The following is a 21,588-nucleotide window of genomic DNA, read 5'->3' on the forward strand; positions in this document are numbered from 1 at the left end:
GACATGGACACCTCCGCTTCCCCGCGCACCGTCACCGGCCGCGTCGACGTGCATCCCCGTGGCTTCGGCTTCCTCACCGTGCAGAAGCCCGGCACCCCGGAGGTGCTGTCCGCCTTCATTCCTCCTCCGGACCTGAACCCCCTGTTCGCGGGTGACGTCGTCTCCGCCACCGTGACCGCGTCCGGCGAGGGCCGGTGGACCGCGTCCGGCCTGTCGCTCGTGGAGCGCACCCGCACCGTCGTCTACGGCGAGGTCGTGTCGCGCAAGGGCGCCTTCTTCCTGCGCATCGACAAGGAGGTCTCCAACACCGACTGGCCCCTGGACCCGGGCACCACCCCCGTCCAACACAACGACGCAGTCGTCGCCCGCATCGCGGACGGCAAGGTCGTCCTCCTCTATCGCCTGGAGCCCGGCGCCGACCGTTCCCTGGAGCGAGTCATCGCCCGCCACGGCCTCCATCGGGACTTCCCTCAGGAGGTCGTCCAGGAAGCCCTCCGCGCGAAGGAGACCCCCCACGCCCTGGGCGGCGCCCGGCGCGACCTGCGCTCCATCCCCACCGTCACCGTGGACGCGCCGTCCACCCGAGACATCGACGACGCCATCTCCGTGCTGCCCGCGGGCCCTGACGGCGCCGTGCGCCTGCTCGTGTCCATCGCGGACGTGAGCGAGTCCGTGAAGGAGAACACCCCCCTGGACCTGGAGGCCCGCGCCCGAGCCACCAGCGTGTACCTGGCGGGCCGCGTGCTCCCCATGCTCCCGGAGGAGCTGTCCGCTCACTGGCTCAGCCTCGTGCCCAACGAGGAGCGCCACTGTCTCACCGTTGAATTGCGCATCGACCCCGACGGCCGTGTCACCGCCGCGGATGTCTATGAAAGCCTCATCCGGTCCTGGGCGCGGCTGAACTACGACGAGGTCGCGGCCTTCCTCGACGACAACTCCATCTCTCCCGCGATGGAGCCCGTGCGTGAGGCCATGCCCTGGTTCCGTCTGGCATCCGCACGGCTCGCCGTGTCCCGCGCGGCCCGGGGCGGCATGACCATGTCCCGCGACGAGGCGCGTTTCACCTTCGACACCGCCACTGGCGCCGTGTCCGGGCTCGCCGGGGAGAAGGACACCTCCGCGCACAACATGATTGAGCGCTTCATGGTCGCGGCCAATGAAGCGATCGCCACCTGGTTGATGACCCGTGGCGTGCCCACCGTGTACCGCGTGCATGAACAGCCGGATCCGCAGCGCGTGGCGGATGTGAATGCGTTCGCGTTGCACTCGGGGTTCGCGGCGGGCTTTGGCGCGCAGATCACCCCGCTGGCCCTGGCCGCGTTCGATCGGCAGATCTCCGGCGCGAAGGCGGAAGCCGCGCTGCGCTCGGTGCTGCGCCGTTCGCTGGGCCCGTCCCGCTACACGGTGAAGCCGGGCCCGCACTTCGGGCTCGCGGCGCCGCTGTACCTGCACTTCACGTCGCCCATCCGCCGGTACGCGGACCTGGCCGTGCATCGACTCATCAAGGCGTACCTCCACGGCCGGCGTGACTTCATGCACGAGGACCCGGAGATTGAAGAGCTCTCCCAGCACATCAACGTGCGCGCCCGCTCCGCCAACCGCGCGGAGGGGGACCGCCACCACGAGTTGGAAGCGCGCTTCATGTCCACCCGCATCGGACAGCAGTTCCCCGCGCGCATCGTGCGAGTGAAGCCCTTCGGCCTCGTCGCGCAACTGGATGGCATGTGGGTGGAGGGCATGGTGCCGGCGGAAGGACTCGCGGGCGGTCCCTACCGTCCGGACACGCGAGAGCTGTCCATGGTGGGCAAGACGCGGACCTTCACCGTGGGCATGCCCATCAACGTGAGGGTCGTCTCCACGGATGAGCAATTGGGCCGGGTGGAGTTCGCCCTGGTCGAGTAGGCCTTTCACCTTGAGGATGAGCCATGAATGAACTGACGAACCCTGGCTTTCATGGCGCCTATACGTGGGAGGTGCTGGATGAAGGCCCCGGCGCGCAGAACTCTCCGCGGCATTTCTTCCCCGGGAACACCGCAGGGGGACAGAACGGCTTGCTGGTGCAGGTCACGCCAGCAGGCGGTGCACCCTGGCTGGGCATGTTCGCGTTCGGAAACGCGAAGGGTGCGGGAGTCAGCAGCGTCCTCGCCATGCCGGACCCAGAGAAGCTCTGTGTCGTGTCGCGAGGCGCGGGCTACCTCGTCACGGCGCGCGACCCCAGTGCCTGGGAAGCAGTCCAGGTAATGCCCGTGACGGACGTCCGCGCCGTGCCTTCAGCTGGAGTCGTGGTGTTCGCGGACTTCACCGAAATGGTGGCCTACGGCGCGGAAGGCCTGCGGTGGCGGACGAAGCGGCTGTCATGGGATGGCTTGAAGATCATCCAGGTGACGGAGCGCTCCATCATCGGTGAGTACTGGGACATGCGGACGGAGATGATGCAGACGTTCGAGGTCGACCTCGCCACCGGCGCCCAGAAGGGCGGCGTGGATGAGTGAGGGCCAGAGCGGCGTGTTTTCGATTCCTGACGAGCTTGAGCTCCTGGAGTTCTTCAGCGCGGACCCGGTCGAACGAACCGTCGAGGATGGATACTGGTGCTACGAGGTCACGGACCGCCGTGGCGTCAGATTGCGTCTCTCATTCAATCTCTTCGAGCGGTCGGTACAAACGGCCCTCCAGGTCATGGACTCGCCGCTGATCACCGTCTCCCATGAAGGAGCGGAGTCAATGACAGTCGCGGGCCAGACAATGACATGTCGCTTCTCATATAAAGGAAGCGATGCCCGGCTGGTGTTGCGCCTGGGCGATTCAATCCAGCTGGATTGGTCAAGCCTCCGAAAAGAGTGACAAGGCCACGATGATCTCTGAGACGAGCAAGGCCTGGATTGAAGCGGGGAAGATCCTCGCGGAGAATCCAGGGGCCCAGGTCCGCTGCCCGGAGAAGGGGGACGGAATCCTGCGGGTTCATGATGTGCCTTTTCCCGGAGACCCGGCAATGTTCGAGAGGTATCTGGTCTGCGACGGATGCGGAGCACGCAATGTGATTCGCATCCGTGCTCCAAGTGGATGACGCAGGTCCGCGCGGATGTCCATTTCATCGCGAAGTCCCAATCCAGCAGGCCCTGGAGGTTCCAGATGCAAGCGGAGTCCGTCGAGAGCAAGGGTTACCAAATCATCGAACCCTCAAGTCTTGGAATGCTCACAGCGTGTCCAGACAAACATGAGTTCGCTGTCGCGATGCTTCAGTGGCTTGTCCAGGGATTGCAAGCCGAGCTGAAGGATCAACTGAGGGGCGTGGAAATCTCCCTCATCCGGGTGGAGTATCAAGGCGCCTATCCGGCACTCGGCGTCAGGTATGTCAATGAACCCAATGACCTGGGGAAGCTCATTGAACAAACCGCTGACCGTCTCCTCCAGGAACGAAGCGTCTCCGACTTCGCGGCGTTCCTCGTCAGGGAGAAGGTGGATTGGGCGCGACGGACCGCTGACCTCATGTCGAAATAGCGGCTGCCGCGAGGCAACTCACCCCGCCAGCGGCAGTCCCTCCGTGGACTCCACCAGGACGTTGCCGGGCACCCAGCCCACCAGCCCGGTCGACGACCTCACCAGGTACAGGACCTCTCCCTTCGCGGGGACGCTCGCGGCCAGCACCTTCACCTTCGTGCCCTGCGCCGTCGTGGCCACCACCGCGGAGCCCGTGCGGCTCTGCGTCAGCGGGAAGGACTTCTTCACCGTGGCCGTGACCTCTTCGCCCGGCGCGTACGTCACCGCGTACAGCTCCTGCGGCACGTGCACCAGCTTCCACGCCTTGCGGTCCAGCGTGTACTTGTCCCGCTTCTGCCAGAAGCCCATCCACCTATCGACCAGGACGATGCCGTTGCCCTTCGCCTCCGTCAGCGCGTGCACGTTCCCCAGCGGCCTCACCGCCCGGCCGTCGTAGCCGTAGACGAGGTAGCGGTGGCCGTCGTCCACCTCCCCCAGCGTCTGGACCAGCAGCTCCTTCCACTTGTCTCCCGTGTCCAGGTCCACCACCTGGAATCCCGGGACCTCGTTGCCGGACGCGTCGCCCTTCAACGTCGCGCCGCCCACCTTCAACGTGAACTTCCCGTCCTCCCCCGCCGTGAGCGACACCGCCTCCGGCTTGCCGTCCCCGTCCAGGTCCACCTGCGCGGACTTCACGAACTCACTGTTCTGCGCGAACGCCGGTACACCGGTGAACAGCGCGGCGGACGACAACACGGCCAGCAGGGATGTCTTCATGGAAGCAGGACCTCGGTCGGAGAGCAGGACCTCGCCACGCTAACCGCCCGAACGGCGGAAGCGCCCCCGGAAGTGCTGGTCCAGGTACACCTCCGCGTGCGCCAGGGATTCTCGTGTCTCAGGAGCCAAGGTCAGCGAGGCCGCGGCCACCCGCGCCTGACGCATCGCGGGACCCCTTCCGTCCTCAGCGGAACCCACACCGCGCACCACCGCGTCCACCTTGGCGTGCGCGGTATCCACTACGCCCTTGGCCTCCTCCAGGGACACCTCTCCCTCCGCCAGCGCGTTGAACAGCTGGCAGCGGTAGCGACGGCAGGCCTCGGGACGCTCCGCGTACACGGTGCAGCACAGACCCTCCAGCGCGGCGCAGCGCTGGGGTAGCACTGCCGTGCCGTCCTCCTTCACCGCCAGCGACAGGCCGCGCTGGCGCAGGGCTTCCGCTTCGGGGGGCCGCAGCGGCACCTGGGTGAAGAGGGTGCCGTCACAGCACATGCCGCAGTGGAGACAGAGGGTGGACAGGGCGGAGGACATGGCGTGCTCCCGGGATAACGCCTCGCGGGGAGCCGAGTCATCCCCGACGTGTGTCGCCCCGGCCTCCGTCCCCCAAGGCTAGTCATGTCTCACCAGTAGACATGCGACATGTCCCTCGTGTTCCATGTGTCGGAATCACCCTGTGTTTCTGGGGTCCGCACGACCCGAGGGGAGGGACAGCGCTGAACCTGTCTCGGAAGGCCATGCGTCTGTCCGTGAAGGAAATCCCCGACTCGTGAGAAACCAATTCGCGACAGTCCAACGCGTGGCCGCCCCACCGGCCCGAAGGTCTCAGTGCAGAAGGGATGAATGATCTCCACTCTGTGGGAATCCGAGTTCCCCGGGTCACGCGTAACTGGGGACAACACAGTTTCTTCGGACGTCGTAAGATCATGCCCCGTAGGACATCAGGGAGCCCCCGCATGCACACTGACACTCACGACGCGCCGGCCGGCCGCGAAGCCCTCCTCGGATACCGGGTGGGAACCGAGCTCAGCGCGGCGGCCTCGTTTGGCGCGGACTTCTCTCCTGGCCGTCTGGTGCAGTTGTCGCTGGAGCACCTGACGCTCCACCTGGAGTCGCGTGCGGTGCCCCGCAAGGGACAGGCCGCGTCCGTGGTGGTGGGTGAAGGCGAGCGGTGGGCCACCGCGCTGGACGCGGAGGTGATTGGCGTCAACGCCATGCGCCCTGAGGTGAGCCTGCGCTTCGTCGCGCCGCCGCTGGACGCGGGCCGCCGCATCGTGGGCCTGCTGGAGTCGCTGCGTGACAACGGCCTGCTGCTCACGCCGGAGACGCGGCCCGTGTGGCGCGAGCAGATCGACCACGCGGACCGCGTCGCGCGCATCTGCGAAGCGCTCGCGTCCCGCCAGGCCCGCGGCGTGCTGCGCTCGCGTGATGGGCAGGCCGTGGCGGAAGTCACCTGCGCCTTCTTCGAGCCGCTCCAGGACGCGTTCGGCTGGAACCTGCAAGGCGTGCTCCCCCCCGGGCCCCTCACCCTGGAGGCGTTCGGCTACTCCAGCGTGGTGCACTTCCAGACGGACGCCGCGCGCGTGGAGGGCGGACTGCTCCTGATGCCGGCGCCCACGTCGCTGGTGCGCTTCCGCCACCGCTGGCTGCGCCGCACGCAGGCCCACGCGTCCTGCACGGTGGAGTTCGACCACCCGCTCTGGCCCCAGGTGCACGTGCACCGCGGCCTGCTGGATGTCTCCTACGAAGGCCTGTCCTTCCTCACCGAGCCCGGCGAGGACCTGATGTACCCGGGCCTGCGCCTGCCGGTGATGGAGGTCGGGCTGGAGGGCCACGCGCCGGTGCGGCTGCGCGCGGAGGTGCGCAACATCTCCAGCACGCCCCATGGCCGCCGCTGCGGCGTGAGCGTCCGGCCCCTGGACGCCGAAGGGGCCCGCGCGTGGCGCGCGCTGGTGGAGGCCCAGGCCCACCCCACCACCAAGGTGGAGGGCGACTGGAACGACGCCACCTGGAAGCTCTTCGAGCGCTCCGGCTACTTCCGCCTGCCGGGCAAGGAGCCGGAGAAGTTCACCAGCCTGCGCGACCAGTTCTCCCGCACGCAGGACAAGCTCCAGGAGGCGCCGCTGCTGGGCTACCGCGTGGTGCGCCCCGCGGAGGACGGCATGGAGGCCACGCTGTCCGTGCTCAAGCCCTACGCGGGCAGCTGGATGGCGCACCAGCTGGCGCGGCACCAGCCCCCGGGCAGCCGCTCCACCGCGCGCGAGGCCCTGCGCGACATCTACCTGCGCGGCTACGAGCCCACCCAGGCGGACCCGGAGGTGAAGTGGTTCTTCGCCTACTGCGAGGCGAACGTGCGCTGGGTGCGCTACACGAAGTTCGACTTCGCCAGCTGGTACGCGCACACCGGCCAGACGTGCCTCGTGCCCTTCCGCCTGATGGAGGGCGAGGTGGACAGCACCTGGACGCAGCCCGCGAACATCACCCTGGGCGCGCCCACCCAGGAGGAGCGCGCCAGCTTCTTCGCCCGCGTGGCCGGCACCCGCCCGGAGGCCTACCGGGAGGCGCTGGACCTGGTGCCGGAGCGCTTCGACCTGGAGACCACGCGCACCGGCTGGGGTGACGCGGGCCTGTCCCGCGAGCGCGAGCTGGTGGTGGCCCGCCATGAAGGCCGCGCCGTGGCCTTCGCGGTGTTCGAGTCCGCGCAGCCGGGCTTGAACCTCTTCAACGTGCTGGACGGCGTGCGCCTGGTGCCGCTGGAGGACGACGCGCGTCCGGAGGTGCAGGACGCGTTCGTGGCGCTGCTGGGCCGCGCGGCGGAGTGGTACCGCGCGCGCGACCGCAAGGTGTTCGTCCACTACGTGGAGGCCACCTGCGTGGAGTACGCGGAGCGCGTGTCCCTGGCGGACCTGGGCGACGGCAAGCTGTGGGTGATGTCCGCCCGCCTGCTGCCGGAGTTCCTGGAGCACCTCTGCGAGTCCACCACGCCGCGCGCGACGTAGTGGAGGCTCGCTTCACCGAGCTTCAACGACGGGAGGGCTGACTACAGCCCCTCGTCGTCCGGGTCCGGATAGGACTCCAGCTCCTCTTCCTCTTCCTCCACCGGGGTGGGCGCCTTGGCGTGGCGCCCCTTGCCGCCCTTGGTCTCGCGCGCCGGAGCGCCGAAGTCCGAATCCGGGCCCACGATGTAACCCTGGCGCCCCTGCTGGATGCGGCGCAGGAGCCCTTCCTGCTCCAGCGCCTCCAGCAGCCGCGCGAAGGTGGAGAAGCCGTGGTCGCGCTCGTCGAAGTCGGGCTCCTTGCGGACGATGGTCTCCTTGACGAGTGACGGGTTGAGCGGGCCGGTCGCTCGACGCAGCAGGCTCTGCACCACCTCGCGCGCGACGGCGGGCACCTCCGCCTTGGGCTTGCCGCCCTTGGACTCGGCGCCTTCCTTGCCGCCCTTGTCGTGGCCCTTGTCGTGGCCCTTCCCACCCCGCTTGCCGCCCTTGCCCTCGTCGGACTTGGAGCCCCGGCCGCCGTGGTCCTTGTCCTTGTGCGAGGACTCGCCCCGGTTCTTGGGCTTCATGTAGATGAACTGGTCGCACGCCCGCACGAACATCTGGGAGCTGGCCTCGCGCACGGCCAGGCCAATGACGGTGCGGCCGTTCTCACGCAGCTTGTACGCCAGCGGGCAGAAGTCGCTGTCGCCGGAGGCGATGACGAAGGTGTCGATCTGCTCGCGCGCGTAGCACAGCTCCAGCGCGTCGATGACCAGGCGCATGTCCGCGCTGTTCTTGCCGGCGCGGGTGGAGGGGGGCACGTCCACCAGCTCCACGCCCACGTCGTGCAGGCGCTGCTTCGCGTCCTCGAAGCGCGACCAATTGCAGTACGCGCGGCGGAAGACGACCTTGCCCTGCTCCAGGAGCTGGTCCAGGGCGGGCTGCAGGTCGAAGTTGTTGGCGCTGATGCCGGTGTTGGTGACCAGGTTCTCGAAGTCGATGAAGAGAGCGATGCGGTGCTGCTCGTCGGTACGTCCAGCCAAAGGTGCCTCGTATTTGTATGCGAGCGGTCCTTGGCTCGCGTGCGCGCCACCCTACTGTGGGGAAGCGGCCTCACGCACGGCCCGTGTTCCGCCGCTGAACATTCAGTGCCACCCACCCTACGTTGGGACAGACCCCGGGGGCAGCGCCCCCGTGACACGGAGGTGGCACCATGATGCACGGATTCCCCCGACGTTGGCGAGCCATGGCGTGGACCGCGCCAACGCTCGGCCTCTTGTTGTGCGCGGGCCCCGCCCTGGCGAGTGAACCCACGGTCACCAAGGACGGCGACCAATCCGGATACATGCTGGGGATTTACACCGAGCGGGCGAGCACCAGCCCGTCCAACGCCGGGGACACCGTCCCCACCCTGACGCCGAGCATCGTCTCCCCGGGCCTGCCCGTGCGGCAGATCACCGCGGACCCGGACAAGATGCGTCAGGTCAGCGGGCCGGTGGTGAAGCGATCCGGAATGACCCTGTACGTGAAGGACGTGACCGGTCCGGTGGTGCCACTGGACATGACCAACCTGACCATCCACAAGCAACCGGAGAAGGGGCAGCAGGTCCTGGCCCTCTACCAGGTGGACGAGACGGACAACGTGGCCCTGTCCCTCCTGGGGGAGAAGCAGGACTAGTTCGGCTTCGCGCCGCCGCGCACCTCGTCCAGGACGCTCAGGTCCACGAGCCCCGCGACGTCGTCACTGGGGATGAAGCCCAGTGACTTCGCGTGCTCGGCGGACGTCTTCAGCGCGGCGGGCACCGGGTCCAGGCTCGGCTCCAGGCGGGAGAACGCGTCCTGGAGCACGGGCGCCGGCAGGGGCTTGCGCGTGAGCTGGCCGAAGGCGGCGTTGACGGACGTGGCGAAGGCCGCCGGGTCCGCGCGCCAGCGCTCGGTGAGCCGCACGTGGATGCCCAGGAGCGCCGCGATGCGCGGGCGCTGCGTCTCCAGCACCTTCTTCGTCGTCACCACCACCGTGGTGGGGAAGCGCTTGTCCGGCCACAGGTCGCGCTCGTCCACCAGGATGTGACCGCCCCCTTCGGCGAGCATGCGCGCGCCCCAGGGCTCGGGCACCCACGCGCCCTCGATGGCGCCCTGGAGGTACTGCGCCAGGATGTCCGGGTTGCTGATGGGAATCACCTGCACGTCGCCGCCCGCGTCCGTGGTGATGCTCAGCTTCTGGGCCTTCAGCCAGGTGCGCAGGGCGATGTCCTGCGTGTTGCCCAGCTGCGGCGTCGCCAGCTTCTTGCCCTTGAGCTCCGCGGCCGTCTTCACGTTCTTCACCACCAGCACCGCGCCGCCGTTCACCGCGCCCGCGATGATGCGCAGCTCCTTGCCGGCCTTGAGGTACGTGTTGATGGCGGGGCCCGGGCCCACGTAGGCCACGTCCACGGAGCCCGCCACCAGCGCCTCCATGGCCGCGGGGCCCGCGTTGAACTGCCGCACCTCCACGTGGCCCATGCCGGGCTGCGACCCGAAGAGCCCCTCCGAGTTCGCCACCAACGCCTGCGCATGCGTGATGTTGGGGAAGAAGGCCACGCGCAGGGGCGCGTTGGCGCCGGAGGGCGTGTCCTTCTTGCAGGACGTGACGCCCACCAGGAGGACGGTGCAGACACCGAGGAGCAGGGACAGCGGACGCGCGGAATGCATGGTGCGTCACGCTAATGGAGATTCCCCGCCTGTTATCAATGCCCGTGAGTGCACAAGCGTCTTGAGGCTCACACGGAGGCCGTCAGGCCCCACCGGCGCCTGAGGCGCGTCTCCACCGTCTGGAAGAGGACGCGGTCCACCGTGATTCCGATGAGGATGATGGCCAGCATCACAGCCATCACCTGCGACACGTCCATCAGCTCACGGCCCATGGTGAGCAGCTGGCCCAGGCCGCCGGAGACGAAGAGCAGCTCGCCCGCGAGCAGCGCGCGCCACGCGAAGCTCCACCCCAGCTTGAGGCCGGTGACGATGCCGGGCAGCGCGCCGGGCAGGAGCACGCCGAAGTAGAAGCGCAGGCCCCGCACGCCCAGGGTGCTGGCCACGCGGGCCAGCTGCGGGTCCAGGCCGTTGACCGCGTCCTCGGTGGCGATGGCGATGCCCAGCACGCTGCCCATCACCACCACGAAGAGGATGGCGGCGTCGTTGAGGCCGAACCACAGCAGGGCCAGGGGCAGCCAGCAGATGGAGGGCAGGGCCTGCAGGCCCATCACCACCGGCTTCACCGCGTTGCGGAAGAAGGACAGCCGCGCGATGCAGAGCCCCAGCGGGACGCCGATGCTCACGGACATGAGGTAGGCGTGCGTCAGCCGGCCCAGCGAGCGCAGCGTGGCGCCGCCCAGCTGTCCGTCGCGGGCCATGGCGATGAGCGTCTGAATCACTTCCAGCGGCCCGGGGAACAGGTGCTTGTTCCACATGCCCGAGCGGGACAGCCCCTCCCAGAGCGCGAAGAGCAGCGCGATCATCCCCAGCTTCTGCGCCCACTTCAGCATGGCGGTGTCCCCTCTAACGGCTGCTCACGACGCTTGGGCGAGGCAGGCTGGACGGCGTGCGCGTGCGGCGGTGCACGGGCTCCGCGGGCGGGGCCTCCGGGGCGTGCTCTTCCGCGGCGCGCAGCCGGTGGCGGATGTCGCGTGCCATCGCGTCCAGGGATGGGTCCTCCAGCGAGCGCGGCATGGGCAGGTGAATCTCCAGGTCCTCCACCACGCGGCCCGGCCGGGGCGCCATCAGCACCACGCGGGTGCCCAGCATCAGCGCCTCCTGCACGTCGTGGGTGACGAACACCACGGTCTTGCCGGAGCGCAGCCAGATGGACTGCAACAGCTCCTGCATGTGCACGCGCGTCTGGGCGTCCAGCGCGCCGAAGGGCTCGTCCATCAGCAGCACGGTGGGGTCCACCGCGAGCGCCCGGGCCAGGCTGGCGCGCATCTTCATGCCGCCGGAGAGCTGGTGGGGCAGCGTGTCCTCGAAGCCCTCCAGGCGCACGCGCTGGATGAAGGCGTTGGCCCGCTCGCGGCGCTCGGTGCGGGGCACGCCCCGGGCGGCCAGCGCGAAGGTGATGTTGCCGCGCACGGTGAGCCACGGGAACAGCGCCGCCTCCTGGAACATGAGCAACCGGTCCGGACCGGGCCCGTGGATGGGCTTGCCGTCAATGGCCACGCGGCCGCCGGTGGGCACCACGTGACCGGCGAGCGCGTAGAGCAGCGTGGACTTGCCGCAGCCGGAAGGGCCGAGCAGGCAGACGAACTCACCCGAGCGGACGTTGAGGTTCACGTCCTTCAGCGCCACGACCTTGTTGGAGTAGTGGTGGTCCAGCTGCGCGATGGAGATCTTCGCCCGGTCCGCGTCCACATTCGCGGGCCGAAGGAGGTAGGGCGCCGCCCGGCGCAGGCCCCGCATCCGCTCGATGAGGCGTCGAAACATTCGCCACAACCTATTCACCTGCCCCGCGGTCGCACAGGAGGGGCCTGGAAGCGGGCAGGCGCCTTTCACTGTAGGACAGGAAGTGAAGTCCAAGGCGCCCGGTCGGCTGCTTTTCGGCGCGCATTGTCGTCCGTCAGGAGACGGCGGCCCGCTCCGCCTTGCGATGCGCCAGCGTGCGGGAGAGCAGCCACAGGCTCAGGGCGAGCACGCCCAGGCCCACGGTGGTGAAGGCGCCGCCCACGCGCAGCGACGCCTTGCGGTCGTCCTGGAACACCGCGAGTGCGTCCGTGCGGGGACCGGCGAGGTAGCGCCGCACGGTGTCCGCGAAGGCCTGGGCCTCCGGCTCGGACTCCGTCCACTGGTAGGCGAGCGGCTGGACGCCGGAGGTCGTCTGCAGCTGGGCCCGGAAGATGGGCGCCGCGCCCTTGCGGGTGCTGCGGCTGCGGGCCACCTCCACGCCCTGGATGTCCCCGGGCGCGTAGCGGCCCACCTCCTCCTGGTCCAGCCAGCTGGAGCGGCTGAGGACGCACGGGCCCTGGGGCTCACAGCGCAGGTCCATGCGCGCCTTCTGGCCGAGGAAGAACACCCCCAGCACCAGGAAGGGCAGGGCGAGCATCAGGAAGGCCGTGGCACCGATGGCGGTGGCGCGGCTGCGTCGGGAGGCGGGGGTCGCACGCACGGCCCGTTTCTATAGACCCGCGCGCCCCCAGGGGGGCAGTGCTTTCACGCGGCCGCGAGTGTCGCCCTCCAGGCAGGCGGGCGGCCCGGGCTGTTCAGCGGCGGTCCCCTCTGGTGGGCCGGGTGGGAAACGCAGGGCGGCGGACGGGCACTTGCGACATGGGTCCCAAGTCCGCACCCCTTGTCCTGGGACCTTCAGCACTTCGCCCGGAAGGAGTCACCCCACCCATGAAGGCCGTGGCCGTCATGTTCCCCTCGCGCGAGGTGCGCGTCCTCGACGTTCCCGAACCGCGGCTGCACTCGCCCACCCAGGTCAAGGTGCGCACGCTGGAGGTGGGCGTGTGCGGCACCGACCAGGACATCCTGAAGGGCAACCACGGCGCGGCGCCCAAGGGCGAGGACCACCTCATCCTGGGCCACGAGTGCCTGGGCGAGGTGATGGAGGTGGGCGCGCACGTGCAGGGCCTGAAGCCAGGGGACCTGGTGGTGCCCCGGGTGCGCAGGCCCTGTCCGCACACGCGCTGCCCCGCGTGCAGCCATGGCCACCCGGACTTCTGCGTGACGGGGGACTACACGGAGCGCGGCATCCAGGGCGCGCACGGCTTCTGCGCGGAGCACTTCGTGGAGGACGCGGCCTACCTGCACAAGGCGGACGACGACCTGCGCGGCGTGGCCGTGCTCACCGAGCCGCTCACCATCGCGGAGAAGGGCCTGCGCGAGGTGGCGCACATCCAGTCCCGCCTGCCGTGGAAGCTGAACCCCGGCAAGGCGCTGGTGCTGGGCGCGGGGCCGGTGGCGCAGCTGGGGGCCATGGCGCTGATGCGCGCGGGCTTCGACGTGACGGTGTACTCGCGCAGCCCCAAGCCCAACGAGAAGGCCGCCGCGTCCGAAGCGGTGGGCGCGCCGTACCTCTCCTCGAAGGAGGTGACGGTGGAGGCCTTGAAGAAGCAGCTGGGCGGCGTGGACGTCATCTACGAGGCGACGGGGGCGTCGAAGGTGGCCTTCGACTCGCTCCAGGTGCTGGAGGAGAACGGCGTGCTCATCTTCACCGGCGTGCCCGGGCGCGAGGAACCGCTGGAGCTGCAAGGCGACCAGGTCCTGGGGCAGCTCGTCCTGGGCAACCGGGTGATGTTCGGCACGGTGAACGCGTCGGACAGCGACTTCCGTGAAGCGCTGGAGGACCTGGCCCGCTTCCGCGCGAAGTGGCCGGGGAGATTGGAGGCGCTCATCACCCAGCGCCACCCGCCGTCGGAGTTCGCGAAGGTGGCGGAGGCGAAGGGCGGCATCAAGCACGTCATCTCGTTCCAGGAGCATGCCCGGTGAATCCCCACCACGAGGACCTGAGGGGCGGCATCGCCATTGAAGACCACGGCATCATCGGCGACCTGCGCACGGTGGCGCTGGTGGGCAACGAGGGCACCATCGACTGGCTGTGTTATCCGCACTTCGACAGCCCCAGCATCTTCGCGGCGCTGCTGGACCCGGAGAGGGGCGGCTACTGGCGCGTGTCCCCGGAGCCGGACGGGGTGATGAAGCGGCAGTTCTACTGGCCGGACACCAACGTGCTGGTGACGCGCTTCTACACGCCGAACGGCGTGGGAGAGCTCATCGACCTGATGCCCCTGGGGAAGGGGGCGAAGGCGGAGGGGCGCGAGGTCCTGCGGCGCATCCGCGTGGTTCGCGGGGAGATGTCCTTCCGCATGGAGTGCTTCCCGGCGTTCAACTACGCCCGGGACGAGCATGAGACGCACGTGGTGAAGGGCGGCGCGGCCTTCATCTCCAAGGGCCTGAGCATGCAGCTGGTGACGCCCATTCCCCTGAAGCAGGAGAAGAACGGCGTCGTCGCGCACTTCACGCTGAAGGAGAGCCAGTCCGCGGTCTTCACCCTGCGCGAGGGCGGCGTGGAGGGCTGCCACCACCACCTGCACACGCACGACTCCGCGGAGAAGCTCTTCCGCGACACGGTGGACTACTGGCGCCACTGGGTGTCCAAGTGCAAGTACACGGGGCGGTGGCGGGAGATGGTGCAGCGCTCGGCGCTGGCCCTGAAGCTGATGACCTTCGAGCCGTCCGGGGCCATCATCGCGGCGCCCACGTGCAGCCTGCCGGAGTCCCCCGGCGGCACGCGCAACTGGGACTACCGCTTCTGCTGGCTGCGCGACGCGGCCTTCACCATCTACGCGTTCATCCGCATCGGCTTCAACGAGGAGGCCGCCGCCTTCATGCGCTGGGTGGAGAAGCGCTGCGCGGAGAACGGGGACGGGCCGCTGCCGCTGATGTTCCGCCTGGACGGCAGCCGGGTGCCGGACGAGGAGCAGTTGCATCACCTGCGCGGCTACGGCGGCGCGCGGCCGGTGCGCATTGGCAACGCCGCGGCGAACCAGCTGCAACTGGACATCTACGGGGAGCTGATGGACTCCGTGTACCTGTCCAACAAGTACGCCACGCCCATCTCGTATGACTTCTGGCGGCACCTGCGGCGGCTGGTGGATTGGCTGTGCGACCACTGGCAGATGGAGGACGAGGGCATCTGGGAGATTCGCGGCTCGCGCCGTCACTTCGTCTATTCGAAGCTGATGTGCTGGGTGGCGGTGGACCGGGCCATCCGGCTCGCGGACAAGCGCAGCCTGCCGGCGGACCGGGCGAAGTGGCTGAAGACGCGCGACGCCATCTTCGAGGAGATCATGGACAAGGGCTGGTGCCAGGAGAAGGGCGCCTTCATCCAGGCCTACGGGCACGAATCGCTGGACGCGGCGAACCTCCTGATGCCGCTGGTGTTCTTCCTATCGCCGGTGGATCCGCGGATGATCTCCACGCTGGACGTCATCCGGAAGGCGCCGAAGGAGGGAGGCCTGACGTCGGACGGCCTGGTGTTCCGCTACGAGGCGGACGAGAAGCTGGATGGGATTGAAGGCAGCGAAGGCACCTTCAACCTGTGCAGCTTCTGGCTGGTGGAGGCGATGACACGCGCGAGCAGCGTGCGGCCGGACCTGCTGGACGAGGCGCGGCTCATCTTCGAGCGGATGCAGGGCTACGCGAACCACCTGGGGCTGTACGCGGAGCAGACGGGCATGTCCGGCGAGGCGATGGGCAACTTCCCGCAGGCGCTCACGCACCTGTCGCTCATCAGCGCCGCATACAACCTGGACCGGACGTTGGGCCGCCACGATTGACGGAGGGGACGGTAGACTCGCGAGCACCCGCCATGCCCGACCTGTACCCGCTGCTGTTCCGTTTCGCCGTCAAGGCGGATGCCCACTACGACGTGCTGAGCCGCCGCGTGCGCAAGGGGCTGGGCATCGCCCCGCCGCTGCGCATCCTGCCCTACCGGGGCTACGGCACCCCTGAGCGCGTGGTCATCAAGGCGCGCGTGCTGGAGGAGCGCAAGGTGACGCCCCAGCGCCAGCGCCACACGCTGTGGAGCAGCGCCGTGGCCTCCTACAAGCGCTACATGACGCGGGAGGTTTCCAGCGCGCACGTGGCGGTGCGCTGGGGGGACAAGCGCTGGGAGGGCGTGACGGACGAGGAGGGCTTCCTGGAGCTGTGGGTGCCGCCTCCTGAAGGCGTGCGCTCCGGCTGGCACATGGTGGAGCTGGAGCTCCTGTCGCCGGAGGCCGAAGGCGTGCCGCGCGTGACCGCGCCGGTGCGGGTGGCGGGGACGAGCGCGGAATTGGGCGTCATCAGCGACATCGACGACACGGTCATCGCCACGGGGGTGACGGATCCGCTCAAGCGCGCGTGGGCGCTGTTCCTCACGGAGCACCGGGTGCGGCTGCCCTTCCCGGGCGTGGACGCGTTCTACGCGGCGCTCCAGGCGGGCGCGAGCGGCGGGGCGGACAACCCCATCTTCTACGTGTCCAGCAGCCCGTGGAACCTCTACGAGCACCTGGACGAGTTCCTCGCCATCCACCGCATCCCCATTGGTCCGCTGCTGTTGCGCGACTGGGGCCTGTCTCGCCACGGCTTCGCGCCGGGCGGGGGGCACGGGCACAAGCTGGACAAGATTCGCGGCGTGCTGGAGACGCTGTCGCATCTGCCCTTCGTGCTGATTGGGGACAGCGGCCAGGAGGACGCGGAGCACTACCGCACCATCGTGCGCGAGTACCCGGACCGCATCCGCTGCGTCTACATCCGCAACGTGCCGGGGGGCTCCAAGCGCGACGAGGAGATGGAGGCCATCGCGAAGGACATCCGCGACGCGGGCAGTGAGCTGGTCGTCGTGGACGACACGGTGGCCGCCGCGAGGCACGCGGCGCGCGCCGGGTGGATCCGCTGGGAGGAGGTCCCGGAGGTGGAGGCCCACCGCCGCGAGGACGCCGCGCGGAGCGCCCTGGGCGAGCGGGGCTGAAGATTTCCAACCCCGCGCGTCACGGCGCGGTGACACGTGCACGGGAGACCTGTTGAGGCTTGAGGGTGGGGAGGGGGCTGTGGCACACGCGGGCCTCCCTCGCTTCATCCCCCCGAGGTCGTCCACATGTCGCGAAACACCCTGAAGTGGTCCGTGCTGGCTTCCGCGCTGTTCCTGGGTGCGTGCAACAACGCGCCCGCGCCGACGGAGGAGCCCACGCCGACGGCGCCCGAGTCCACCCAGTCCGTGCGCACGGTGGAGTCGAAGCTGAGCCAGATCGAGCTGGAGTGGGAGGGCCCGACGCCGCTGCTGGAGTCCATCATGGAGGCCGGCAACGACGAGTGCGACACGCACAACAACTGGTGTGACGGCACGCTGGACGTCTACGGCTTCCCGTGGACTTCGACGCAGGCGCCCACGCTGGCGGACGCGGTGGAGTCGGTGTTCGCGCTGTCGCAGGACTACAGCTACTACCCCTGGCAGGACCGGGGCACGGTGCCGTTCAGCACGCTGTCCGACGCGCTCTTCTTCTTCGACGCGCTGGACCCGCACCTGCTCACGGAGATTGGCAACGGCACGGAGCAGGTGCAGATCCGCTACTTCTACAGCTCGTACCTGGTGGCCCCGGGCGCGTCTGACTGGAACCACCTGTTCATCGTGCTGTTCCCCCAGTCGCACCGCGTGGCGGTGTTCAACCTGGTGAACCACGAGATTTGAGCCGTAGGGGCCCGCTCAGGCCACGGGGCGCCCGCTCTGCATATGAACCATGCGGATGGCGCGCTCCATGAGCTCACCCTGGGCGGAGCGCTTGTCGTTGGACATGGTGGCGGTGCGCCGCCGCCACGTGCCATCCGAGCCCAGCTCCCACGCGCCGCTGGTGTCCACCATGCAGCGCTCCACCACGTCCTTCACCTGCGCGGCCAGGGTGGGGTCCTCCACCGGCGCCAATATCTCCACCCGGTGGTCCAGGTTGCGCGGCATCATGTCCGCGGACCCGATGTAGCACCGCGACGTCGCGCCCCGCTCGAAGGCGTAGATGCGCGGGTGCTCCAGGAAGCGGCCCAGGTTGGACACCACCCGGATGTGCTCCGACACGCCCGGCACCCCTGGCCTCAGGCAGCAGATGCCGCGCACGTTGAGGTCCACGCGCACGCCCGCGCGGGACGCGTCGTAGAGCGCGCGGATGATGCCCGGGTCCACCAGCGCGTTCATCTTCATCATGATGCGCGCGGGCGCCTCCGGCGTGTGCGCCGCCTGGGTCTTCTTGATCTCCTCCATCAGCCCTTCGCGCATGGTCAGCGGCGCCACCAGCAGCTTGCGGAAGGAGCGCGGCCGGCCAAAGCCGGTGAGGAAGTTGAAGACGTCCGCCACGTCCGCGCCAATGTCCGGGTCCGTGGTGAACAACCCCAGGTCCGTGTAGAGCCGCGCCGTCTTCGGGTTGTAGTTGCCCGTGCCGATGTGCACGTAGTGCCGCACCCGCTCGCCCTCGCGCCGCACGATGAGGATGGCCTTCGCGTGCGTCTTCAGGCTGGGAATCCCATACACGACGTGCACGCCCGCCTCTTCCAGCGCGTTCGCCCAGCGGATGTTGGTGCGCTCGTCGAAGCGCGCCTTCAGCTCCACCATGCACACCGCCTGCTTTCCGTGCTCCGTCGCGCGGATGAGCGCGGGCACCAGCGGGGAGCTGTCCGACGTGCGGTACACCGTCTGCTTCAGCGCCAGCACGTCCGGGTCCTCCACCGCCTCGCTCACGAAGCGCTCCACGGAGGAGGTGAAGGACTCGTAGGGGTGGTGCACCAGCAGGTCGCCCCGGCGCATCGCGGACATCACCGTGCCCCCTCCGTCCGCGGACTCGTTGTCCGTGCGCAGCCGCGCCTGCGTCACCGGCGTCCAGGGCGGGTCGCGCAGCTCGGAGAAGCCCGGCGTCATCGCCAGCGACATCACGTCCGCCAGGTCCAGGAGGCCGTGCTCCTCGTACACCTGCCGGGGCTCCAGCGTCAGCGCCTCCACCAGCGGCTCCAGCAGCTTCGCGTTCATCCCCGCCTGGATTTCCAGGCGGATGACGTCCCCGAAGCGGCGCTGGCTGAGCTCCGTCTCCACCGCCTTGAGCAGGTCCTCCGCGTCCTCGGACACGGTGTAGTCCGCGTCGCGCGTCACGCGGAACAGGCTCCAGTTGAGGACCTCCATCCCGGGGAACAGGTCCCCCAGGTGCTGCGCGATGATCTCCTCCAGCGGCACGAAGAGCGCGCCCCCCTTGAGCGGCACGAAGCGGGGGAGAATCTCCTTGGGCACCTTCACCCGCGCCACGCTCTCCTCCTCCGCCACCGGGTCACGCAGGAGCACCGCGAGGCTCAGGGACAGGTTGGAGATGTACGGGAAGTGCCGTCCCAGCCCGATGGCCAGCGGCGTGAGCACGGGGAAGATCTGATCTCGGAAGCGCTGCTCCACCTGCGCGCGTTGATCCGCGTCCAGCTCCTTCATGGACAGGATGCGCAGCCCCTTCTCCGCCAGCGCGGGGCGCAGGACCTTCTCGAAGCAGTCCGCGTGGCGCCGGCCCTGCTCCAGGATGCCCGTGTGCAGCTTGTCCAGCGTGTCGCCCGGGGACGCGCCGTCCGGCACCAGGCGGCCCACGCGCGCGGTGAGCTGCTCGTGCAGCCGCGCCACGCGGATCATGAAGAACTCATCCAGGTTGCGCGCGTAGATGGAGGTGAACTTCAGCCGCTCCATCAGCGGCACATCCGGCGCCTCGGCCAGCTGCAGCACCCGGTCGTTGAAGGCCAGCCACGACAGCTCCCGGTTGAAGAACAGGTCGCTGTCCGGCACCTCCGTGCCCGGGGGGACGACGTCCCGGTCCACGAGCTTCTGGGGGGTACCTTTGGCGGCCGCGCGCTTCGCCATGACGTGTGACTCCTCGAGATGTTTCTCAGGGTGTGCCCTGTAGCAGTCCCGCACCGCGCCGATTGTGAACTCGCACGCCTGGCCCGGAACCGGACATCCGGGCGTATCCCACCCCGGATGACCCCTGCAGTGGCCGGGGAGGCGTACGGCCTGTGGACTCCCCGGCAGTCCATCGCTTGAATCCGGCGGGCACTGACGGCATTCAAGAAGGGTGAGTACTCCCAATCCCTCCTTCCCGGTCACTCCGGACGATGCCCCGGCGGACACCTCCCCGGACGCCCTGTTCACGGCCTTCCGCGAAGGGTCCAAGAAGAAGTCCAACCGCTTCACCTTCACCTGGTTCGTGGCCGCCGCGGTGCCGGTGGTGCTCGCCCTGGGGTTCTTCACTCTTTGGCGTGCAAACGGAACGTCCTTCTCCGTCGTCACGCCGCACGGCATCAAGGTGCTGCGCGCGGGGATGACGACCCAGGAGGTCGGGGGCCTGCTGGGCCACCCGCTCACGCTCCAGAAGCAGGGCGACCAGGACTGCTACCGCTACGGCCGGCCCAACTTCGTGAACGAGGTCTTCGTCGTGTACTCGGTCTGCTACGAGCAGGGGCAGGTGCGCGACGTGCTCACGCACCAGTACTCGGCCTGGCAGATAGACCCCGCGACGGGGGCCTTCATCGCGCCCGGGCAGGAGCCGCCCGCGCCCAAGAACCCGGCGGGGTAGCCACCCGGGCTCCGGAGCAGGGCAGGGGGACTGTCAGCCCTGGGCGAGCCCCGCCTCGGCGCCCTCGAAGGTCACCTTCGCCTGCGTCATCACGTGCTCCACGGCGAGCAGGTGCCACGCGACGTCGGTCATCTGCGCGGACGCGGCCGGGTCCAGCATGGACTCGCGCAGCTGCGCCTCGGTGATGCCGAAGGGCTCCGAGGACTCCTTGAGCAGCTCCAGCGCATACTGCGGCGTGAGCTGGAGCTTGTCCCGCTGCGCGATGGCGCGCAGCACCAGGGCAATCTTGAGGCGGCGCTCCACGTCGTCGCGGATGCCCGGGTGGTGCAGCCAGCCGTCCAGCGCCTCCTGCTGCTCCTCCAGGCTGAAGAACTTCTGCGCCAGCACCTCGCCCTCCGCCTGCAGCCAGCGGCGGCGGATCTCCTCGTCCACCAGCGGCTTGGGCACGGTGACGTCCGCGCGGGCGACGATTTCGTCCAGCACCCGGTTGCGCGCGTCCACCCAGAGCATGTCGGCCATCTCGCCCTCCATCTCCTCCACGATGGAGCTCATGACCTCTTCATGCGTGGAGCCGCGGCCCAGCTGCTGGAGGAACGCGTCCGACTCCGTGTCGGGCATGCTCACCTCGCGCGCGCCGCGCACGTCCACCAGGAAGCGCGCCGGCATGCCGCGCAGCTGCTCCGCCGGGTAGTTGTCCGGCAGCACCAGCCCCACCTCCACGCTGTCGCCCACGCTGGCTTCCGCGATGACCTCCGCGAAGCCGGGCAGCATCACCTGGGGGGCCAACTCCATCCAGTAGCCCATGCGGGTGCTCAGCGGGATGAGGCGGCCGTTGGCGTAGCCCAGGATGTCCAGCCGGACGTCGTCGCCCATGGCCAGCGCTTCGCCTTCCGCGCGCTCGCGGACCTGCGCCTTCGCGCGGGCCAGCTCGTGGAAGCGCTCCAGCAGGTCCTCTTCCGTGAGGTCCTCGCCCTCGGGCACGCGGATGTTCAGGTTCTCCAGCGACGGGGCCTTCACCGTCGGCAGGTCCGCCTGGTGGCCCAGGCCGGGCGCCACGGGCAGCCGCTGCACCAGCTGCTGCACGGGGGCCTGCGCCGGGGCGGCGGGCGCTTCCGGGGGCTTGGGGCTGGAGGAGGCGGCGGCGGACTTCGCCGGCTTCGCCGGGGTGGAAGACGGGCCGGGTGCCTTGGCGGCGGGGGCGGCTGACGGCTTCTCGGGAGGATTCTTCTTCGTGGCCACCGGAGGGCCTCCTGGCAGGTATCGACCGTGGT

The 21,588-nt window shown here is 69.1% G+C and carries 20 protein-coding genes; 11 read left to right on the top strand and 9 right to left on the bottom strand.

Translation table 11 applies throughout. From position 1 onward, the window contains the following. The first annotated feature begins 3 nt into the window (after positions 1–3). The 4 genes from D7X30_RS20935 to D7X30_RS20950 all read left to right on the top strand — a co-directional run bounded on the left by D7X30_RS20935 (position 4) and on the right by D7X30_RS20950 (position 3,498). A complete protein-coding gene (locus tag D7X30_RS20935) occupies positions 4–1,902 on the top strand; it encodes a ribonuclease R family protein (RefSeq protein WP_120564786.1) in 1,899 nt (632 codons plus the stop codon). A gap of 23 nt (positions 1,903–1,925) precedes the next feature. Beyond that, complete coding sequence (locus D7X30_RS20940) at positions 1,926–2,492, top strand: hypothetical protein (RefSeq protein ID WP_120564704.1); 567 nt, start codon at positions 1,926–1,928, stop codon at positions 2,490–2,492. Beyond that, positions 2,485–2,841 carry a hypothetical protein gene (locus tag D7X30_RS20945; RefSeq protein WP_120564705.1) on the top strand — a complete coding sequence of 119 codons (357 nt, stop codon included), beginning with the start codon at positions 2,485–2,487 and terminating at the stop codon, positions 2,839–2,841. Before D7X30_RS20940 ends, D7X30_RS20945 begins: the two co-directional genes overlap by 8 nt. Before the next feature lie 288 nt (positions 2,842–3,129). Next, entirely contained in the window at positions 3,130–3,498 is a 369-nt protein-coding gene (locus D7X30_RS20950; RefSeq protein ID WP_147443259.1) for a hypothetical protein, read from the top strand. A gap of 18 nt (positions 3,499–3,516) precedes the next feature. Here D7X30_RS20950 and D7X30_RS20955 read toward each other — a convergent pair whose 3' ends face one another. Continuing rightward, entirely contained in the window at positions 3,517–4,254 is a 738-nt protein-coding gene (locus D7X30_RS20955; protein ID WP_233591690.1) for a hypothetical protein, read from the bottom strand. Positions 4,255–4,293: 39 nt separating this feature from the next. Continuing rightward, on the bottom strand, positions 4,294–4,785 hold the full coding sequence (locus tag D7X30_RS20960; protein WP_120564707.1) for a YkgJ family cysteine cluster protein: 492 nt from the start codon (positions 4,783–4,785) through the stop codon (positions 4,294–4,296). Between the two features lie 422 nt (positions 4,786–5,207). Between D7X30_RS20960 and D7X30_RS20965 the strand changes: the two genes are divergently transcribed. Then, positions 5,208–7,250, top strand: coding sequence for a PilZ domain-containing protein (locus tag D7X30_RS20965; protein ID WP_120564708.1), 2,043 nt, complete (start codon positions 5,208–5,210; stop codon positions 7,248–7,250). A gap of 41 nt (positions 7,251–7,291) precedes the next feature. Here the strand turns inward: D7X30_RS20965 and D7X30_RS20970 are convergent, their stop codons facing one another. Beyond that, a complete protein-coding gene (locus D7X30_RS20970; protein ID WP_120564709.1) occupies positions 7,292–8,272 on the bottom strand; it encodes an NYN domain-containing protein in 981 nt (326 codons plus the stop codon). Between the two features lie 203 nt (positions 8,273–8,475). Between D7X30_RS20970 and D7X30_RS20975 the strand changes: the two genes are divergently transcribed. Beyond that, on the top strand, positions 8,476–8,907 hold the full coding sequence (locus D7X30_RS20975) for a hypothetical protein (protein ID WP_120564710.1): 432 nt from the start codon (positions 8,476–8,478) through the stop codon (positions 8,905–8,907). Here D7X30_RS20975 and D7X30_RS20980 read toward each other — a convergent pair. The 4 genes from D7X30_RS20980 to D7X30_RS20995 all read right to left on the bottom strand — a co-directional run bounded on the left by D7X30_RS20980 (position 8,904) and on the right by D7X30_RS20995 (position 12,360). Next, a complete protein-coding gene (locus D7X30_RS20980) occupies positions 8,904–9,920 on the bottom strand; it encodes an ABC transporter substrate-binding protein (protein ID WP_120564711.1) in 1,017 nt (338 codons plus the stop codon). The two genes, D7X30_RS20975 and D7X30_RS20980, sit on opposite strands and share 4 nt — an antisense overlap. A gap of 68 nt (positions 9,921–9,988) precedes the next feature. Further along, entirely contained in the window at positions 9,989–10,750 is a 762-nt protein-coding gene (locus tag D7X30_RS20985) for an ABC transporter permease (RefSeq protein WP_120564712.1), read from the bottom strand. Between the two features lie 13 nt (positions 10,751–10,763). Further along, a complete protein-coding gene (locus D7X30_RS20990; RefSeq protein WP_120564713.1) occupies positions 10,764–11,681 on the bottom strand; it encodes an ABC transporter ATP-binding protein in 918 nt (305 codons plus the stop codon). 133 nt (positions 11,682–11,814) lie between these two features. Further along, positions 11,815–12,360: a hypothetical protein gene (locus D7X30_RS20995; RefSeq protein WP_120564714.1), complete on the bottom strand. Its 546-nt coding sequence runs from the start codon at positions 12,358–12,360 to the stop codon at positions 11,815–11,817. Between the two features lie 227 nt (positions 12,361–12,587). Between D7X30_RS20995 and D7X30_RS21000 the strand changes: the two genes are divergently transcribed. The 4 genes from D7X30_RS21000 to D7X30_RS21015 all read left to right on the top strand — a co-directional run bounded on the left by D7X30_RS21000 (position 12,588) and on the right by D7X30_RS21015 (position 17,424). Further along, positions 12,588–13,682, top strand: coding sequence for a glucose 1-dehydrogenase (locus D7X30_RS21000; protein WP_120564715.1), 1,095 nt, complete (start codon positions 12,588–12,590; stop codon positions 13,680–13,682). Further along, positions 13,679–15,532 (top strand): glycoside hydrolase family 15 protein, encoded by a 1,854-nt coding sequence (locus tag D7X30_RS21005; protein WP_120564716.1) that lies wholly within the window; start codon positions 13,679–13,681, stop codon positions 15,530–15,532. The genes D7X30_RS21000 and D7X30_RS21005 overlap by 4 nt, the downstream gene beginning before the upstream one ends. A gap of 32 nt (positions 15,533–15,564) precedes the next feature. Beyond that, a complete protein-coding gene (locus D7X30_RS21010) occupies positions 15,565–16,707 on the top strand; it encodes an App1 family protein (RefSeq protein ID WP_120564717.1) in 1,143 nt (380 codons plus the stop codon). 126 nt (positions 16,708–16,833) lie between these two features. Beyond that, on the top strand, positions 16,834–17,424 hold the full coding sequence (locus D7X30_RS21015; RefSeq protein WP_120564718.1) for a hypothetical protein: 591 nt from the start codon (positions 16,834–16,836) through the stop codon (positions 17,422–17,424). A gap of 15 nt (positions 17,425–17,439) precedes the next feature. Here D7X30_RS21015 and ppk1 read toward each other — a convergent pair whose 3' ends face one another. After that, on the bottom strand, positions 17,440–19,605 hold the full coding sequence (gene ppk1, locus D7X30_RS21020; protein ID WP_120564719.1) for a polyphosphate kinase 1: 2,166 nt from the start codon (positions 19,603–19,605) through the stop codon (positions 17,440–17,442). Between the two features lie 211 nt (positions 19,606–19,816). Between ppk1 and D7X30_RS21025 the strand changes: the two genes are divergently transcribed. Further along, positions 19,817–20,317 carry a hypothetical protein gene (locus D7X30_RS21025; RefSeq protein WP_120564720.1) on the top strand — a complete coding sequence of 167 codons (501 nt, stop codon included), beginning with the start codon at positions 19,817–19,819 and terminating at the stop codon, positions 20,315–20,317. A 33-nt stretch (positions 20,318–20,350) separates the two neighbouring features. Here D7X30_RS21025 and D7X30_RS21030 read toward each other — a convergent pair whose 3' ends face one another. Continuing rightward, on the bottom strand, positions 20,351–21,556 hold the full coding sequence (locus D7X30_RS21030; protein ID WP_120564721.1) for a peptidylprolyl isomerase: 1,206 nt from the start codon (positions 21,554–21,556) through the stop codon (positions 20,351–20,353). Positions 21,557–21,588 lie beyond the last annotated feature (32 nt).

Origin of the sequence: Corallococcus sp. AB011P (assembly GCF_003611605.1) — a bacterium.
GTDB classification, from domain to species: domain Bacteria; phylum Myxococcota; class Myxococcia; order Myxococcales; family Myxococcaceae; genus Corallococcus; species Corallococcus coralloides.